Source organism: Streptococcus sp. STR1/CE/0325 (assembly GCF_055386095.1).
This window is the reverse complement of the sequence record NZ_AP045018.1, coordinates 1100730-1118730: the sequence shown is the minus strand read 5'-3', so window position 1 is coordinate 1118730 and position 18001 is coordinate 1100730. Positions and strand designations below refer to the sequence as shown.

The 18001-nt window shown below is 40.6% G+C and carries 16 protein-coding genes; 15 read left to right on the top strand and 1 reads right to left on the bottom strand.

What is annotated here, in order from left to right; translation table 11 throughout:
* Positions 1-45: 45 nt before the first annotated feature.
* From ACZ49W_RS05530 to rpsU, 13 genes are all read left to right on the top strand, one after another.
* Positions 46-3084 carry a CocE/NonD family hydrolase gene (locus tag ACZ49W_RS05530; protein WP_464814328.1) on the top strand — a complete coding sequence of 1013 codons (3039 nt, stop codon included), beginning with the start codon at positions 46-48 and terminating at the stop codon, positions 3082-3084.
* A gap of 64 nt (positions 3085-3148) precedes the next feature.
* A complete protein-coding gene (locus tag ACZ49W_RS05525) occupies positions 3149-3400 on the top strand; it encodes a DUF1912 family protein (RefSeq protein WP_464814327.1) in 252 nt (83 codons plus the stop codon).
* Between the two features lie 288 nt (positions 3401-3688).
* Positions 3689-4240 (top strand): GNAT family N-acetyltransferase, encoded by a 552-nt coding sequence (locus ACZ49W_RS05520; protein ID WP_464814326.1) that lies wholly within the window; start codon positions 3689-3691, stop codon positions 4238-4240.
* Positions 4240-4824: a P-loop NTPase family protein gene (locus tag ACZ49W_RS05515; RefSeq protein ID WP_464814964.1), complete on the top strand. Its 585-nt coding sequence runs from the start codon at positions 4240-4242 to the stop codon at positions 4822-4824. The genes ACZ49W_RS05520 and ACZ49W_RS05515 overlap by 1 nt, the downstream gene beginning before the upstream one ends.
* 100 nt (positions 4825-4924) lie before the next feature.
* Entirely contained in the window at positions 4925-5215 is a 291-nt protein-coding gene (locus tag ACZ49W_RS05510; protein WP_464814325.1) for a hypothetical protein, read from the top strand.
* An 11-nt stretch (positions 5216-5226) separates the two neighbouring features.
* A complete protein-coding gene (locus ACZ49W_RS05505) occupies positions 5227-5724 on the top strand; it encodes a DUF5655 domain-containing protein (protein WP_464814324.1) in 498 nt (165 codons plus the stop codon).
* A gap of 17 nt (positions 5725-5741) precedes the next feature.
* Positions 5742-6506, top strand: a complete 765-nt coding sequence (locus ACZ49W_RS05500) for a hypothetical protein (protein ID WP_464814323.1) — start codon at positions 5742-5744, stop codon at positions 6504-6506.
* Positions 6507-6519: 13 nt separating this feature from the next.
* Positions 6520-9165 (top strand): valine--tRNA ligase, encoded by a 2646-nt coding sequence (locus tag ACZ49W_RS05495; RefSeq protein WP_464814322.1) that lies wholly within the window; start codon positions 6520-6522, stop codon positions 9163-9165.
* Between the two features lie 84 nt (positions 9166-9249).
* Complete coding sequence (locus ACZ49W_RS05490) at positions 9250-11052, top strand: DUF6119 family protein (RefSeq protein WP_464814321.1); 1803 nt, start codon at positions 9250-9252, stop codon at positions 11050-11052.
* Between the two features lie 27 nt (positions 11053-11079).
* Complete coding sequence (locus ACZ49W_RS05485) at positions 11080-11916, top strand: DNA adenine methylase (RefSeq protein ID WP_464814320.1); 837 nt, start codon at positions 11080-11082, stop codon at positions 11914-11916.
* The gene (locus tag ACZ49W_RS05480) at positions 11906-12700 is read left to right on the top strand and encodes a DNA-methyltransferase (protein ID WP_464814319.1); all 795 of its coding nucleotides are present in this window, start codon (positions 11906-11908) and stop codon (positions 12698-12700) included. Before ACZ49W_RS05485 ends, ACZ49W_RS05480 begins: the two co-directional genes overlap by 11 nt.
* Before the next feature lie 508 nt (positions 12701-13208).
* The gene (locus ACZ49W_RS05475) at positions 13209-14063 is read left to right on the top strand and encodes a type II restriction endonuclease (RefSeq protein WP_464814318.1); all 855 of its coding nucleotides are present in this window, start codon (positions 13209-13211) and stop codon (positions 14061-14063) included.
* 157 nt (positions 14064-14220) lie between these two features.
* The gene (rpsU, locus tag ACZ49W_RS05470) at positions 14221-14397 is read left to right on the top strand and encodes a 30S ribosomal protein S21 (protein WP_464814317.1); all 177 of its coding nucleotides are present in this window, start codon (positions 14221-14223) and stop codon (positions 14395-14397) included.
* A gap of 104 nt (positions 14398-14501) precedes the next feature.
* Here the strand turns inward: rpsU and mscL are convergent, their stop codons facing one another.
* The gene (gene mscL / locus ACZ49W_RS05465; RefSeq protein ID WP_464814316.1) at positions 14502-14867 is read right to left on the bottom strand and encodes a large conductance mechanosensitive channel protein MscL; all 366 of its coding nucleotides are present in this window, start codon (positions 14865-14867) and stop codon (positions 14502-14504) included.
* Between the two features lie 160 nt (positions 14868-15027).
* Here mscL and dnaG point away from each other — a divergent pair, with 160 nt between their 5' ends.
* Positions 15028-16818, top strand: a complete 1791-nt coding sequence (dnaG, locus tag ACZ49W_RS05460; RefSeq protein WP_464814315.1) for a DNA primase — start codon at positions 15028-15030, stop codon at positions 16816-16818.
* Between the two features lie 7 nt (positions 16819-16825).
* Complete coding sequence (gene rpoD / locus ACZ49W_RS05455) at positions 16826-17935, top strand: RNA polymerase sigma factor RpoD (protein WP_464814314.1); 1110 nt, start codon at positions 16826-16828, stop codon at positions 17933-17935.
* Positions 17936-18001: the final 66 nt, after the last annotated feature.

Genomic DNA, 18001 nt, shown 5'->3' with positions numbered 1-18001 from the left:
CTACGCCTTTCTTTTTAAGTAAAAATGAAAGAGAGTGTAACTGTTATGAAAAAATCATCCCTTTGGCGTTGGTCTTTGGCATCTAGTGCTGTGTTAGCATCTATTGCTTTTCAACAGGCGCTAGCGGATCAAGAATCAAGCACCACCTCAGAAACGACGTCTTCTCTTGTTCAAGCAGAACCAGCTGTTACGACCACAAATGACACCCCTGAAACACCTCTTCCAGTGCAAGACCAAGCCCAAAAACCAGACACGCCCCAAGAAAGCACCAGCCCAAAGGCTGCGACGGGCTTACTTGAGGAGCATCCCGATTTCCAAGCTGGACAGACCAAAGAAGAAGTGGCGAGTCAACTATTGCGCTGGGCAGCTACGGATCCTCATCAATTAGGAAAACAAGAAAAAGACATTCATTATTTTGCAGAAAGTCTAGGGTTACTCAATTCAGATGATAGCCAAAATCTAGTTGATGAAAAGACCTATCAAGATATGGATAAGGTCGCTCAAACCTTACACGCAGCCTACCGCAGTGAGAAAAAAGCCCCCCTCTTTATCAATGGCAAAGCTCAACCTATTTTTCCTTTCACCCCAGGGGACAAAAAGCATTACAATCCTAAAACGAGCCAGATTGTGCGTCAAGTGGTCTATGTGGAAACCGATTATGACACCGATGGTGACGGCAAGCGTGATTTGGTAAAGGCCCTCATCCAAGTGCCAAGAGCAGCCGTAGAGGGAGATTACAAGGCATCAACCATTTTTGAAGCCCTCCCTTATATCACAGGAACAACTGGTGCAAGTCGCTTGTCTGATTTAGGACTGACTGAAAAAGAAAACCCAACCAAGTGGGATTTGCATCAAACAGCGGATCCTCGGATTTCACAGGGAGAAATCTCAACCAAAGAAGCCTCAGAAGCGCTAGATCGTTCCACTTGGCATTACCAAAATCCTTATGAAGATAATAAATGGGATTTTGAGGACTTGAACTGGTATAATTATTTCTTGGTAAGAGGCTATGCAGTAGTTTCTAGTGCAGGTCTTGGTTCCTACGATTCAGAAGGTTTTAACACGACAGGTTCAGATGTCGAAGTAGCAGCCTTTAAGTCCATTATCGAGTGGCTAGAGGGCAAGCGCAAGGCTTATACTGATAAAGAGCACAATATCGAAATCAAAGCCAGTGATTGGTCTAATGGTAAGGTCGGTATGACCGGTCTATCGTGGGGCGGCACCACCCAATTTGCCCTAGCAGGAACAGGGGTTGATGGTTTAAAAACCATTGTACCTCAGGCAGGAATTGCCAGCTGGTATGAGTATTTTAATAGCCAAGGTAGCCCTTATCAAGTCTCCCCAAGCAGTGATATTTCTTGGTTATCGACTTATGTGTCTGGTCGGATTTTGGATCAAAAAGATTGGGACAGTATCAAAGAGAAATATACCAACTATATCAGTGAACTGAACAAAGATCAGCACGCTCATGATTTTTATTATAATCCGTTGTGGGAAAACCGAGACTATACCTTAAATGCGGATAAGATTAAGATTCCAGCCTTGATTGTGCAAGGAACCAATGATCCTGTTGTGAGACCAAAGAACTTTGAGTTGATGTATGACACCTTTAAACGTGCAGGTCAGCCTGTCAAAGTCTATCTCCATCAAGGAAATCATATCGAGCCGACCGATCTTTTGTCGCCTTCTGAAAAGGCTGGTCATCCTCAAGTTTTCTTTGATTTGCTGAACCGTTGGTTTAGTCACTATTTGGATGGGGTTGATAATAGTGTTGAAGACTTGCCAAATGTCGTGGCGCAAAACAACTACGACCCCAATGAGTGGTCCACCTTTGATCGGTGGGAAAGCGATCACCACCTGACCCTAAAAACCGCTGATCCAAAAGACCAAGTCACCACCATTACCAGCAGCTATGTGGATAAGGCAGGAATTGATTGGCGCTATCGTGAAGACGCTATGAGTAAGGCTAGTAGCGTTGCTAATTTGTCCTATCAGATTGATGTTCCAGAAGATTTGACCATTAAAGGCTCTACCCCAGTGCATTTCAAAGCCGCCCTCAAGAGCGGTGAGGGTAAGAACCTTCCACTCAATGCTGTCCTCTTAGATGTGGCAGACGAGCCTTTTGATGTAGCAGGGGAAAATGTGGACTACGAAAGCTACGGTTACCGCTATGTTTGGCAGGATAAAGTGGTCAAGGATAAGGGTGGTTTTTACCAAGGTAGTAACTTAGCAGATAAGGACATCAGGCAGTACGGCACTGTCAAGACGACCAGCAAGGTGATCGCAAACGGCTGGATGAACTTAACCACACCAGAGGCAGCTTATGCGTCAAGTACCGCCATTAATCCTATCACACCTAAGGCAGGTGACTTCCACGATTATACACTCTATCTTCAACCAACTGTCTATCATGTGAAAAAAGGTCATCGCTTGGTACTTGCACTATCGACTTATGATACCAATAATATCTATATTCCAGACGAATACCAAGTGCAATTCAAGACAGGTAGTATTGAAGCCAATATCCCTATCGTTGAAGACAGTCGCACTCTAGAAGGTCAGCTTCTTCCTGTTACTGGAGCGAACCTTGAGACATACAGCTTACTAGGTGAGGATAGCGATGCGCCTGTTGTTGAAAAACCAAGTTTTGACTTAGGAAGCCTTCACAAAGAAGTTGACAAAGATCCATTGGTGGTTGAAAAACCAACTTTTGATTTGATTAAAGAAGTGGATACTAACCCACCAGTCATTGAAAAACCAAGTTTTGATTTAGAAAGCCTTCACAAAGAAGTTGACAAAGATCCATTAATGGTTGAAAAACCAAGTTTTGATCTTGAAAGCCTAAGGATGCCAACAACGCACTATCAAGACTTAGAACAACAAAAAGTAGTCGCTAAAACAAGTGAACAAGAGCAAGTCAACCAGCAAAAACCAGAACTTATGGTGGTGCGTGAAGAACAACAAAAGAGCCTTCCTGAAACCTCCTCACAAGAAGGTAATAAACTAGCTCTTATCGGTCTTGCATTGACAGGTAGCCTTTTCTTGACCTCAGTCAAAAAGAAAAGCGATGCTCTAAGCGACTAAAAGAGACTAACGCTAGCAAAACCAGTTGAAAAATGATAGAATAAGGGTCAGAAAAGGAGATACCATGACCAAAGAAGAAGCATTTTTGAACGAACTAGAAAGCTGGCTAGAAAGCCAAGTCATGATTAACCAGATGGCTATGCAAGAAAGCCAAAAAATCGCAGATGAAGGTGATGAAAGAGCAAAAGATGCCTTTATTCGCTATGAGAGCAAGCTTGATGCTTATCAATTTTTACTGGGAAAATTTGCCAACCTGCATGCTGGAAAAGATTTTCATGACTTTCCAGAAGACCTATTTGGCAAACGCACTTATTGAGTATCAGACGCTATCTTTGTTTTTTAAAGAAAAGACACCAAGAAGTTTTAACTTTGACTTGCTATTTACTCAAAAATCTGTTAGAATATAGTCAATTTAGAGGAGTTTTGAAAACACCATCTCACAGAAAGTGGCGGCGCTGAGAAATCCACAGATGGCACAAAACGGGTTGCTAAAGGGTATAATTGGATAAAAAAGAGCGGGCTCTGCCCGAATCTGGGTGGTACCGCGGAAGCATTTTCGTCCCTAGCTGATTGGCTAGGGGCTTTTTTGTTCAAGGAGGATGGGATGAAAGGACTGAGCGCATTACCGACAATAGAAACTGACCGCTTAATCTTACGCAACCGGCAGATGAGTGATGCCAGAGATATTTTTGCCTATGCCAGTCTGCCTGAGGTGGCTAATCCCGCTGGTTTTCCTGCGGTTCTTAGCTTGGAAGCTGAGCGAATTTATATGGAGAGAATTTACCCTGAAAATCTCCGTAAGCAAGATTTGCCAGATGGCTATGTCTTGGTTTTGAAAGAAACAGGTCGGGTTATCGGATCGTTGGATTTTAATCATCGTCATGGCGATGGGGTTTTAGAAATGGGCTATCTGCTCCACTCAGACTATTGGGGACAGGGCTTAGTTCCAGAAGCAGCGCGAGCCATGCTAAAAGTGGGATTTGAGAGTCTAGGTTTAGATAAAATTCTTCTCATTTGTTTTGATAGCAATAAACAAAGCAGACGTGTGGCGGAAAAACTAGGCTTTCGCTTAGAAAAAACTCAGCCAACCACAGATATTCATGACAAGCCTTGTCAGAATTTGGTTTATGGATTGACAAAGGAGGATAAGCGATGATGAGCATTGTTTTGATTGGCGCACAAGCATCGGGTAAAATGACTGTTGGACAAGAACTTGAAAAATTGACCGATTTGCCCCTTTTTCATAACCATGAAACCATTGACTTCGTTGGAAAATTTCTCCCCATGTCAGTGGAAAGTAGGGAGTTGATTGACAAGATTCGGATGGCATTTTTCAAGACCTTTGCAAAAACAAAGACACCCATGATTTTTACTGTGGTCATTGACTTTTCAGATGCCAATGAATTGGCTTATTTGCAGGATATCCAATTCATTTTTGAAAATGAGGGCCAACAGGTTCTTTTTGTGGAGTTAGGCTGTGATTTGAAAGAGCGTTTGCGCCGTAATCGCACTGAAAACCGCCTCAAGCACAAGCCCATCAAACGGAATCTGGATTGGTCTGATAAGGACTTGCTAACCAGTCACGACACTATGTGTTTGACTAGCCAAAGACAACCGGATGAACTCCACCACTATTTCAAAATTGACAATACGCATCTTTCTGCTCAAGAAGCGGCAGAAAGGATTTTGGAGGAGGTAGAAAGAATAGATAAATCTTATCACAGCCTGTTGAGCGAATAATAGCATGTTATGAGAACATTGCTTTAGAGATTAGCCTATGAAGGAGGAATAGATAAATGAAAAAGATTTACAAAGACTATTTGAGAAAAATTTGGAGGTCTTGACAGGCTTTGTCTTTGTCAGATCCGAATTTTCTATTGAAAATCAACGTTTTGACACTCTGGCTTTTGACCCTGAAAATCAGTCCTTTGTGGTGATTGAGTACAAGCGGTCTCGCCATCACAGTGTTTTTGATCAAGGGGTTTCTTATCTCAATACGCTTTTAAACCATAAGGCGGATTTTGTCTTGGAATATAATGAGCGTTTTAATGTTCATCTCAAGCGAAATCAGGTGGATTGGTCTCAAAGTAAGGTTATCTTTGTCTCGCCGTCCTGCAAAAACAAGCCATAGATTTTAAGGATTTGAATATTGAATTATGGCAAGTGAAGCGTTATGAAAATGACTTGGTGATGGTTGATAAGTTTGAAAAATCAGCCGGTGCGCCAAGTATGAAACAAAAAGAACTGAGTCAGTCAAGGTCTTCGTTAAAAGAAATCGTCCGAGAAATTAGATCGTACACCGAAGAAGAGCATTTACAAGACAAATCCGAAACCATTCGTGAACTTTATGATGACGTTAAACAAGCCATTTTAAATCTTTCTTATGATATTGAGATGATTCCCAAGAAACACTACTTGGCTTTTAAAAAAGAGGGTAAAAACCTTGTGGATATTGAAATCCAAAAGAAACAACTGAAACTTTGGTTGAATGCTAAGTGGAGTGACTTGACTGATAGCCTAGGTCTGGCTCGGAATGTTGTTAACATTGGTCATTTAGGCAATGGGGATTATGAAATTATAGCTGCGGATAGTCAGCATTTGGAGTATGTGATGAGCCTAGTTAAACAGCTCCTTACTTAGAAAGGATAAAGATAAAAATGAAGAAAAAAATAGGATTTTTGCTGCTTACAGCAGCCTTGTTAGGAGCTTGCCAGCAAGGAAAAACCAATCAAGCAGCTAAGAATACAGACCAAACGAGCACAAAAACGGCGACTTCTACGACGACTTCCCCATCGAGTGCTGCATCTTCTAGTGAGACTTCTACTTCGTCCAGCAAGGTGGAAAAATCGGATGTTGAGCGCTATGCCAGTGTCTTTGAGGAGTACCGCACCCTCCTTCAAGCGGTCAATACAGGCGATCGCTCAATCTTGCAAACTGCTCCTAGTCAAGGGGGAGATGCCCTCCATCAAGCCCTTGATCCAACCATCAAGGAAATGCTCTTTAGACCCAACACTGAGATCTTTTATAGCTTTACCGACCTAAATGGAGATGGGAAGAACGAGCTCCTCCTTGCGACTAAAAATCAAGATAGGACAAACACCTATCCCTTTGCCCTTTATTATCTGGACGGAGAAACTCCAGCCCTCCTAGCCCAATCTCTTGTTGCCCCAGTTGGTGGGGGACGAGCGAGCTTTAGTTGCTACCAAGGTGGGCAAGTGCTTGCGAGCGACTGGTCATCTGGTACTGGAGAGGGAACGAGCCGTCTACTTCAAATCACCTCAGATGGGGCCCAGAAGCTCTCTGAACAAGCCGTGCAGATTCCAGGAACAGACCTTGATGCAACCTTTGGTCTTGACAAGGATAAAATGATTGATCCAAATAGCCTTACTTGGCAGAGCTTGCAGGATTACTTAAACCAATAGAAGGAGAAACTACATGACAAACCAACTTTCACCAAAATACAATCCCGCTCAAGTAGAAAGCGGACGTTACAACAAATGGCTAGCAGCTGACGCTTTTAAACCGTCAGGTGATGCAGAAGCTAAGCCTTACTCTATCGTGATTCCACCGCCAAATGTGACCGGAAAACTCCACCTAGGTCACGCTTGGGATACCACGCTACAAGACATTATCATTCGCCAAAAGCGCATGCAAGGTTATGATGTCCTTTGGCTACCTGGGATGGACCATGCAGGGATCGCAACCCAGGCCAAGGTTGAGGAGCGCTTGCGTGGTGAAGGAATCACGAGGTATGACCTTGGTCGTGAGAAATTCCTTGAAAAGGTCTGGGAGTGGAAAGACGAATACGCAGCAACCATCAAAGAGCAGTGGGGCAAGCTAGGTCTTTCTCTTGACTATGCGCGTGAGCGTTTCACGCTAGATGAGGGACTTTCAAAAGCCGTGCGCAAGGTCTTTGTGGATCTTTACAAAAAAGGTTGGATTTACCGCGGGGAGTTTATCATCAACTGGGATCCAGCAGCTCGTACGGCTCTTTCTGATATTGAGGTCATCCACAAGGATGTAGAAGGGGCTTTCTATCACATGAATTATGCCCTTGAAGATGGTTCTGGTGTCCTACAAGTGGCAACGACTCGTCCAGAAACCATGTTTGGGGATGTGGCGGTTGCGGTCAATCCAGAAGATCCACGCTACAAGGATTTGATTGGTAAAAATGTAATCTTGCCAATTCTAAACAAACCGATTCCAATCGTGGCAGATGAGCATGCTGACCCAGAATTTGGAACAGGTGTGGTGAAAATCACGCCTGCCCATGACCCAAATGACTTCTTGGTAGGTCAACGCCACAATCTGCCACAAGTTAATGTCATGAACGATGACGGAACCATGAACGAACTCGCAGGTGAATTTGTCGGCATGGATCGCTTTGAAGCCCGCAAGGCTGTTGTGACCAAATTGGAAGAAATCGGTGCCCTTGTTGAGATTGAAAAACGGGTGCATTCTGTTGGTCACTCCGAGCGTAGCGGTGCGGTGGTTGAGCCAAGACTCTCTACGCAGTGGTTTGTCAAGATGGATGAGCTAGCCAAACACGCTATTCAAAACCAAGAAACCGATGATAAGGTGGACTTTTACCCAGCTCGCTTTAACGACACCTTCCTTTCTTGGATGGAAAATGTCCATGACTGGGTGATTTCTCGTCAGCTCTGGTGGGGACATCAGATCCCTGCTTGGTACAATGAAGCAGGTGAAATCTATGTGGGCATGGAAGCGCCAGAAGGGGACGGTTGGGTACAAGATGAGGACGTACTTGACACTTGGTTTAGCTCAGCCCTTTGGCCGTTTTCAACCATGGGCTGGCCTGATGTAGAAGATCCTGACTTTAAGCGCTACTTCCCAACGACCACGCTTGTCACAGGATACGACATCATCTTTTTCTGGGTGTCTCGCATGATTTTCCAATCTCTAGAGTTCACAGATAGAAGACCATTTAAAAACGTCCTCATTCATGGACTCATCCGTGACGAACAAGGTCGCAAGATGTCTAAGTCTCTCGGAAACGGAATTGACCCAATGGATGTGATTGACCAGTACGGAGCAGATAGCCTCAGATGGTTCCTCTCAAATGGTTCAGCACCAGGTCAGGACGTGCGTTTCTCTTATGAAAAGATGGATGCCAGCTGGAACTTTATCAATAAAATCTGGAACATCTCTCGCTATATCCTCATGAACCGTGAGGGCATAACCTTAGAAGAAGCCAAAAAACATGTGGATGATGTAGCAAGTGGCGGAAACATCACAGACCGCTGGATTTTGCATGAACTCAACGAAACCATCAGAAAAGTCACGGAAAACTTTGAGAAGTTTGAGTTTGGTGTGGCAGGGCATATCCTTTATAACTTCATCTGGGACGAGTTTGCAGACTGGTATGTGGAGCTGACCAAGGAAGTCCTTTATAGCGACAATGAGACTGAAAAAGTTGCAACCAGAAGTGTCCTTCTTTATACACTGGATCAAATCTTGCGCCTCTTGCATCCTATCATGCCATTTGTGACAGAGGAGATCTTTGGACAATTGTCTGATACTTCAATTGTCAATGCTAGCTATCCAGTTGTGCGGGCTGATTTTGAAGACGAAAAGGCAAAAGCTGGTGTAGAAAGTCTCAAAGAAGTTATCCGTGCGGTTAGAAATGCAAGAAGTGAAGTCAATGTCGCACCAAGTAAGCCAATTACCCTTCTCATTAAGACAAAATCGGCTGATTTGACGGACTTTTTCAAAGCGCATGAAAACTATATCAGACGCTTTGCTAATCCAGAAGTGCTTGAAATCGCTGAAAATCTCACCGCACCAGAGCTTGCCATGACCAGCGTCATCACAGGAGCGGAGCTTTATCTGCCACTTGCGGATCTTTTGAATATTAATGAAGAAATCTCAAGGCTTGAAAAAGAGCTAGACAAGTGGGCCAAAGAAGTCGAAATGGTGGAGAAAAAACTCTCCAACGAGCGCTTTGTAGCTAATGCCAAACCAGAAATCGTCCAAAAAGAACGTGACAAAGAAGCTGACTATAAGGCTAAGTATGAGGCGACAAAAGCCAGACTCAAGGAAATGAGAAAACTCGTGAAATAAGATGAAAACACGGCAAACTGCCGTGTTTTTCTATTATATCTGGAATATGGTATAATGGAAGTAGCTTAAAATTGGAGAGTACTCATGAAAAAGACAAGATCATATAGTTTGGTGTTGCATAATAAAGAGAAGATTGAAGATTGTTTAAAATCAGACTTTTTAAAACAAACATATTTTGAGGTTGACATACAGAAACATAAAGTAGATGAAGGAAGGATATATATTTCTCCAACAACAGCATCATCTGTAGAATGGATTGAAGAATTGAATACTTATACTCAAACATATATAAATGATAAAGATTATCAAAAGGGTTCTAATAAAGCAGTGATGATAATTAAATATAAAAGTAAAATATTTAGTTTATTGTATGGCTATGGTAGAAGTATGTTAGATGATAGTTCTATTGTTAAAAATTTTGGATTAAAAACAGCTATCAATTTAATTTCAGAAGACAGTATTAAGACTATGAATCCTTTGAATATTTCTTCAGATTATATCGACATCCAAAAACAAGCATTGTATTTTACGGAACAAAATCAATTTCAATTAAATACAGGTGCAGAGATATTAAAAGCCATTTCAGGAAAAGCAAGTGAAGATACTCACTTTACTTCTATATCTGGAACAGACTCTTTGAGAATTTCTGCTTCATCTGATTTAATGATAACGGGATTATTGGATGAAATTATAAGTGCCTTTGAAGATAATAGCTATAAAAATAAAGGTTTTGAATGGATAGTTCATGTACAAATTGTTAAAGATAGAACAACAATTGATACTTTGAATAATCAGTTAGTAGAAGCTATAAAAAATGATGAAGATTCGTTACAGATTGCTCCAAATAAAATTTTAGATGTGTCCATTATTCAAGGTTATTTTATAAATGGAATGAATAAAGCAAAGGAAAAAATCAACTTTGCAGATTATATTCCGTATGAAGAATTTTTTGAATTTTCGAGAACTAATCAGCATAATGTACTAAGTAAGTTGAAAAGTTCCTCTCTTTATTATTGGAATGCTGAACAAGATAAGGCAGAAAGAATATCAAATATTTATGATTGTATCTTATTTGAAACTAGTTTGGAAGGTAGCAAATCTTTTATAAATAATGGAGATTGGTTTAAAATAGAAGATAACTATTATAAGTATATTGTACAAAAAGTAAATTCTATCCCTGTAAATGATAAAATTCATCCAATTCCATGTGAAGGAAATTGGGATGAAGGAACGTATAATGAAAAATTTGCCAATTCAAATTCAGATTACTATCTTTTTGACAAATCTAATTTCCATCTAGCTGAATATGGAAGAAGCAAGATAGAAGCTGCAGATGTGATAACAAAATCTAAACAATTTATTCATATTAAAAAAGGAGGTTCGTCTTCTACACTAAGTCATTTATTTTATCAAGGATTAGTTTCAGCTCAATTATTTAAAAAAGAGGAACAATTTTGTAAATTCATTAAAGAGAATCATTCTGACATAGATATATCGTTCGAAGATACTATTGAAGTTATCTATGGGATTATTGATAAAAGATTTCAGAAACAAAGTAATTTGCTACCGTTTTTTTCCATGATTAGTTTATCTCAAGCTTACGATGATATTTCAATTATTGGTTATCGTTGTTCCCTCTTATTTATTGAACACAAATTTCCTCCACTTCTTCCTAGTATAGAAGAGCAGGTATATAATATTTGTGAGAAGTGTATAAAAGAACCGTTAAGCACAAAAGCTCTTTTAGAGAAAATCAAAGATCAAGATAATTTTAGAGACGTATCTGATAATAAATTGAAATCGATTTTTACAAAGTTAGTTAAACAAGGCAAGTTATGTGTTGAGAAGAAAAGAATGAATATGTATTCTTTATGCAAATCGAAATAGAATTGAATAAGGAGAAATCAATTAAAGATGAATTATAATCTCTCCCCCTTCACCAAATGGACAGGGGGCAAGCGGCAACTACTTCCTCAGTTGAGGAGTTATATGCCAGACACATTTAACCAGTATTTTGAGCCTTTTGTTGGTGGGGGTGCCTTATTTTTTGACTTGGCGCCGAAACAGGCGGTGATAAATGATTTTAATGCGGAGTTGATTAATTGTTACTGTCAGATAAAGGAAAACCCTAAAACCTTGATTGAACTTCTGTCTTTTCATAAGGTACATAATTCAAAAGACTATTATTTGGATATCCGCTCAAGCGATCGAGATGGGCGCATTGAGAAGATGTCAGATGTAGAACGTGCAGCACGCATTTTGTACATGTTGCGTGTGAATTTTAATGGCTTGTATCGTGTTAATGCGAAAAATCAATTTAATGTGCCTTATGGACGCTATAAAAATCCCAAGATTGTGGATGAAGAGTTGATTTTAAAAATTAGCCAGTATTTGAATGAAAATGATATTAAGATTTTACAAGGTGATTTTGAAGTTGCGGTAGCAGACGCCAAAGAAGGCGATTTTGTGTATTTTGATCCACCGTATATCCCCTTATCTGAGACAAGTTCTTTTACGTCCTACACGCATGAGGGATTTTCTTATGAGGATCAGGTGCGTTTACGCGATACGTTTCAATCTTTGACGGATAGAGGCGTCAAAGCAATGTTATCTAATTCCTCTAGTCCTTTGGTGGAAGAGCTTTATCAAGATTTTAATCTTCACTATGTGGAGGCAACGAGAACTAATGGTGCGAAGCGTTCTAGTCGTGGAAAAATTTCGGAGATTATTGTGACCAATTATGACGATTAACGAATATCAGTATGGGGGTGTATTGATGACAAAACCGTACTATCATAAGGATAAGTCTATTTTAGTTCATGCGGATACTTTTGAGTTTCTTAAGAAAATGAAAGCAGAAAGCATGGATATGATTTTTGCAGATCCACCATATTTTCTGAGTAATGGAGGAATTTCTAATTCAGGTGGTCAGGTGGTTTCTGTAGACAAAGGCGACTGGGATAAAGTGAATAGTCTAGAAGAAAAACATGACTTCAATCGAAGATGGATTCGTTTGGTCAAGCCGATTTTAAAACCCAATGGAACGATTTGGATTTCAGGAAGTTTACACAATATATACTCTGTTGGTATGGCTTTGGAACAGGAAGGTTTCAAGATTTTGAATAACATCACTTGGCAAAAGACTAATCCAGCACCTAATCTTTCCTGCCGTTATTTTACGCATTCGACCGAGACCATTTTATGGGCGAGAAAGGATGACAAAAAAGCACGGCACTATTATAATTACGAACTGATGAAGGAAATCAATGGTGGAAAGCAGATGAAAGATGTTTGGACAGGTGCTCTGACGAAAAAAGCAGAAAAATGGGCAGGGAAGCATCCGACACAAAAACCCGAGTATTTATTAGAGCGTATTATTTTAGCGAGTACCAGAGAGGGTGACTGTATTTTAGATCCCTTTGTGGGTAGCGGTACGACAGGTGTTGTTGCTAAGCGTTTGGGTCGGCGATTTATTGGCGTTGACGCTGAAAAAGATTACCTAAATATTGCAATAAGGAGGTTGGAAAGTCTATAAAAAAGGAGAAGCCAATATGAAAACAGGATTGGTCTTTGAATTAGAGATGGATTAACCAACCTTTATTGATCAGAAAAAAAGGGTAAGAAGTCGTCGAGAATGATTTTGATAAAAAGTATTAAAATCTAAAAAATTCGTCTAAAAAAATGCCCCAAGCAGTTTCGCTGGAAAGTTAAATTTCATGGGAAAGAAGTGGTAGAAATTTTTCAAAAAAACGGAATTTACCGTTATTTTACTGAAATTGGCTTAGCTTATCCCTCTCTGATTTCTAAAAAGTTACTACCAGCTGACTCTATTTTTGTTTTATCAGAAAATACGAGTGGGAGTGTAGATAAAAATGATGTTCGCGTCTGAATAAGGAAGTGAAATACTATTATTTATTAGATATATAGTTTACAAAACCAGAATATAAAGATGTACTGGATTAGATCATTAGCGTAGGATGTGATTATCGTTTCAATTATATTCTGTTAAAGGAATTTGGGCTACTAGTGCCAAAGGAGAAAAAATGAGAGATTTCGAAGAATGGCTGTCAACCATGACAGATACCGTAGCAGACTGGACTTATTATACAGATTTTCCAAAGGTGTATCAGAATGTGGAAGAGATAAAAATTCCTCTAAATATTTTAAATAGCTTAGTTGGAAGTCAAAATATTAGACAGGATTTTTTATCCCTCTTATCCCAATATCCTGAAGTGTTAAAAGTGATTCCTATTTTGATAGCCAAACGCTTGAAAGATACCATCATTGTTAAGGATGCTTTAAAAGATTTTTACTTTAATTTCAAAAACCCTAACTATACGGATAAAGAGTATGCTTTATTTATGGAAAAATCTGGTCTATTTGATTTGTTACAACACCATGTGGTTGCTAATTTGGTTGATTATGTAACAGGTGTAGAAGTTGGCATGGATACCAATGGAAGAAAAAATCGGACAGGTCATGCGATGGAGAATCTGGTGCAAAGTTATTTGGAAAAAGAAGGCTATCTTTTAGGTCGAACCCTTTATAAAGAAATGTACCAAGATCAGGTAGAAAAAACATTTGGTGTAGATCTTGCTGCAATTACCAATCAAGGTAATACTGCGAAAAGATTTGACTTTGTTTTTGAAAAGAACCATGTGGTCTATTTAGTGGAAACAAATTTTTACTCGAGTGGAGGTTCTAAACTTAATGAAACAGCTAGGTCTTATAAATTGATCGCAGAGCAGACAAGAAATATTCCTCAGGTTGAGTTTATTTGGATCACAGACGGTCAAGGATGGTTTAAGGCTAAAAAGAACCTCAGAGAAACCTTTGATGTTTTACCTTATTTGTTTAATATTCAAGATTTAGAAGATGGGGTATTAAAGAACTTCTAAAATCGAAGTACTCTAGGTACCATGAAGGTGAATTAGTTTTGTTTTAGAGCATCATCGTTTAAAGAAATGATCAAAAACAGTTGACAAACTATTTTAAATAAGGTATCCTATAAAGGAACGTGAAAATGTTACATTGAAATTGAAGGGAGTGAAAAATATGTCAAAAACAGTCGTACGCAAGAATGAATCCCTTGACGATGCACTTCGTCGTTTCAAACGTTCTGTAACGAAAGCGGGTACACTTCAAGAAGCGCGTAAACGTGAGTTTTATGAAAAACCATCTGTAAAACGTAAACGCAAATCTGAAGCAGCGCGCAAGCGTAAGAAATTCTAATGACAGTAAAAAAGCATAAGTTTAAGACTTATGCTTTTTGTTTTTACAAGGTAAAAGACTAGAAAAAAACACTCCAATGACTAGGAGTGTTAAAGAGAATTGGATTACTTTTTAGCGAGAAGATCACGGATTTCAGTGAGCAATTCTTCTTGGGTTGGGCCAGCTGGAGCTTCTGGTTCTTCCTCTTTTTTTCCTGCAGCCATCACGCGGTTAGCTGCTTGGACGATAAAGAACAAAATCGTTCCAACGATAAGGAAGTTGACAACAGCATTGATAAAGTTACCAACCATGATAGAGCCAATCTTAATCCCTGAAAAATCGGGTGTTCCGATAATCATTCCGATAATAGGAGTGATGATGTCCTTTACAAGAGAAGTCACGATGGCGCTAAAAGCGGCTCCAACGATGACAGCGACAGCTAAATCAAGGACGTTACCCTTGAAGAGAAATGCTTTTAATTCTTTAAGCATGGTATCCACCTTTTCTTTTTGATTACAGCCGTTATTATAGCGAAAAATGTAAAGGCATGCAAGCCAAATGACTTACTTTATTTTATTTTACAATTAACCTAGCTTGTGGTATAATAGAACGCAAAACTAATTTGCTAGTTTTGGAGGTGATGACTGAGTTTTGGATAAAAGTCAGATTGCTGATATTAAGCAGCGCACCAACATTGTTGAGGTGATTGGTGAGGTTGTTGACTTGTCGCGTTCAGGTCGCCAATACTTGGGGAGATGCCCTTTTCACAAGGAAAAAACACCTTCCTTTAATGTCGTCGAGGATAAGCAGTTTTACCGTTGCTTTGGCTGTGGCAAATCAGGAGATGTGTTTCGCTTTTTGGAGGACTATCACCAGATTAGCTTTATGGAGAGTGTGCGTCTGTTGGCTGATCGCCTAGGGATTTCCCTGCCGGAGAGTCAAGTACGTCCTTCTTCTAAACAAAATGCCAATCAGCCGCTTTACGATATTCACGAAGATGCGGCGAATTTTTATCATGCGGTTTTGATGACCACCACCATAGGGGAAAAGGCGAGGCAGTACCTCTACGGACGCGGTTTGACAGATGATGACTTGGCTTATTTTCGCTTGGGGCTTGCGCCTGAAGGGTCAGATTATTTTTATCGGTTTTTATCTGAAAAACACCCAGACAAATATAGCGAAGAGACCTTGTTTCAATCGGGATTGTTTGGGGTTTCGCAGCAAGGACAGCTTTACGATAATTTTCAAAATCGCATCATGTTTCCCTTGACAACCGATCAAGGACAGGTCATGGCTTTTTCTGGTCGTATTTGGGAAAATAAAGACGGACAAGTCCAAGAAGCCAAATACAAAAATAGTCGCTCAACACCGATTTTTAACAAATCCTATGAGTTGTACCATTTGGACCGAGCCAAAAGAGCTATGAGCCAGTCCAGAGAGTGCTATCTCATGGAAGGCTTTTTGGACGTGATTGCTGCGCATCAAGCTGGTATTGATAATGCTGTTGCTTCTATGGGAACAGCCCTTACTCAAGAGCAAGTCAAGCATTTGAGTCGCTTTGCTAATAAAGTTATTTTGGCTTACGATGGTGACGCAGCTGGTCAGGCTGCCATCGCAAAAGCTCTTCCTCTCTTAGAGGGGAAGGCTGTTGAGGTGGTCCAGTTTCCAGAGCAGCAAGATCCAGATGAGTTTTTAAGGCGGCACTCCAAAGAGAGCTTTGTTCACTTGATGCAAAGGGAAAGAAAAAGCTTGTTTGAGTTTTGGCTTTACCATTTGTTGCCGGCAGACTTTAATCACATGGCAGATGAGATTTCCTATGTGGAGCAAATGGCGCAGTTGATTGCAAAAGAACCTTCCATTACTGCTCAAGCCATTTATATTTCTAAAATGACGGCGCTTGTGCCTAATCTCAGCCAAGATCAGATTGAGGCGATTGTCAATGAAGAACGTCTTAAATTGCGCCAGCGCTCAAGTGAAAATCCTCTGCCAAGAGGAGAGGTGATCGAGCAGGTCCAAGCCAAGCGCAGCTCACAGACCTTTGCTGAGATGCAGCTGTTTTATCGCCTTTTGCACCAAGACTTATATCTCAATCGTTTTCGGCAGGATGAGGATTTTCATTTTGTGACGCGTGAAATTGAAAGTCTTTATCAAGTGCTAAAGCAAACAGGAGAAATCACTCGTCTTGATTTAGAAGAGTTAGACCAAGCATCGCAGCAAATCTATTACGAAATATTAGATAGTCGCCTACCAGAAGAGTGCACCGAAGAGGAAATCCATCAGTTAATGAACCGCCTAGAAAAAGAGCGGATTCATCAGGATTTTAAGCAACAAAAGCAGCTATTGAACCGCTCTAAGAGCCAAACAGTAGCAAACGAAGAGCAGGAATTGGCTTTGTTTGAAGCGCTTTTGAACAGTAAACGCAGTATGGAACAGATGGAGTAGAGGAATTATGACAGAAAAAAAAGAAATCACAACTTTTAATGTACAAGTCGCAGAATTTATCCGTCAACACAAACAACAAGGAACAGCGGTTGATGACGAAGTGACCGAAAAGCTGGTCATTCCTTTTGCTCTAGATGCAGAACAAATTGATAATTTGTTGGAACGTTTGACAGATGGTGGCATCTCCATTACAGATAAAGAGGGAAATCCTTCCACTCAATATGCTGTTGAGGAGATTAAGCCGGAAGAATTGACGGACGAGGAACTTCTTGGTAGCAATTCTGCCAAGGTTAACGACCCCGTGCGCATGTACCTCAAGGAAATTGGGATTGTCCCTTTGTTGACCAACGAGGAGGAAAAAGAGTTAGCAGTTGCCGTGGCAGCAGGGGATGTCCTTGCAAAACAGCGTTTAGCCGAAGCTAACCTACGTTTGGTAGTCTCCATTGCTAAGCGCTATGTGGGACGGGGAATGCAGTTTTTGGATTTAATCCAAGAAGGAAATATGGGCTTGATGAAAGCAGTTGATAAGTTTGATTATTCCAAAGGGTTCAAATTTTCGACCTATGCGACTTGGTGGATTCGTCAAGCCATCACAAGAGCTATCGCTGACCAAGCAAGAACCATTCGTATCCCTGTTCACATGGTAGAAACCATCAATAAGTTAGTCAGAGAACAACGCAACCTCTTGCAAGAATTAGGGCAAGATCCGACACCAGAACAAATCGCAGAGCGCATGGATATGACGCCAGATAAGGTGCGTGAAATCCTCAAAATCGCACAGGAACCTGTGTCTCTTGAAACCCCAATCGGGGAAGAAGATGATAGTCACCTGGGAGATTTTATCGAAGATGAAGTCATTGAAAATCCAGTTGATTATACCACACGGGTGGTTCTTCGTGAGCAGCTAGACGAGGTGCTAGATACCTTGACAGACCGTGAGGAAAACGTCCTTCGTTTGCGCTTTGGACTCGATGACGGCAAGATGCGTACTCTAGAGGATGTCGGCAAGGTCTTTAACGTAACGCGTGAGCGGATTCGTCAGATTGAGGCTAAAGCGCTACGCAAGCTCCGCCATCCGAGCCGTAGCAAACAGTTGCGTGATTTCATGGAAGACTAATCAATCAAGAAAGTCAGATGGGTGGGGCAGTCCGACCATCTGCTTTTCTTTATACAAAAAAGGAAG

Excerpts from the sequence above, each read along its gene's own strand:
- rpoD (WP_464814314.1), top strand. The coding sequence starts at position 16,826 with ATGACAGAAAAAAAAGAAATCACAACTTTTAATGTACAAGTCGCAGAA.
- ACZ49W_RS05525 (WP_464814327.1), top strand. The coding sequence starts at position 3,149 with ATGACCAAAGAAGAAGCATTTTTGAACGAACTAGAAAGCTGGCTAGAA.
- ACZ49W_RS05495 (WP_464814322.1), top strand. The coding sequence starts at position 6,520 with ATGACAAACCAACTTTCACCAAAATACAATCCCGCTCAAGTAGAAAGC.
- ACZ49W_RS05515 (WP_464814964.1), top strand. The coding sequence starts at position 4,240 with ATGAGCATTGTTTTGATTGGCGCACAAGCATCGGGTAAAATGACTGTT.
- ACZ49W_RS05490 (WP_464814321.1), top strand. The coding sequence starts at position 9,250 with ATGAAAAAGACAAGATCATATAGTTTGGTGTTGCATAATAAAGAGAAG.
- ACZ49W_RS05530 (WP_464814328.1), top strand. The coding sequence starts at position 46 with ATGAAAAAATCATCCCTTTGGCGTTGGTCTTTGGCATCTAGTGCTGTG.
- mscL (WP_464814316.1), bottom strand. The coding sequence starts at position 14,867 with ATGCTTAAAGAATTAAAAGCATTTCTCTTCAAGGGTAACGTCCTTGAT.
- ACZ49W_RS05520 (WP_464814326.1), top strand. The coding sequence starts at position 3,689 with ATGAAAGGACTGAGCGCATTACCGACAATAGAAACTGACCGCTTAATC.
- ACZ49W_RS05485 (WP_464814320.1), top strand. The coding sequence starts at position 11,080 with ATGAATTATAATCTCTCCCCCTTCACCAAATGGACAGGGGGCAAGCGG.
- ACZ49W_RS05475 (WP_464814318.1), top strand. The coding sequence starts at position 13,209 with ATGAGAGATTTCGAAGAATGGCTGTCAACCATGACAGATACCGTAGCA.
- ACZ49W_RS05500 (WP_464814323.1), top strand. The coding sequence starts at position 5,742 with ATGAAGAAAAAAATAGGATTTTTGCTGCTTACAGCAGCCTTGTTAGGA.
- ACZ49W_RS05480 (WP_464814319.1), top strand. The coding sequence starts at position 11,906 with ATGACGATTAACGAATATCAGTATGGGGGTGTATTGATGACAAAACCG.
- rpsU (WP_464814317.1), top strand. The coding sequence starts at position 14,221 with ATGTCAAAAACAGTCGTACGCAAGAATGAATCCCTTGACGATGCACTT.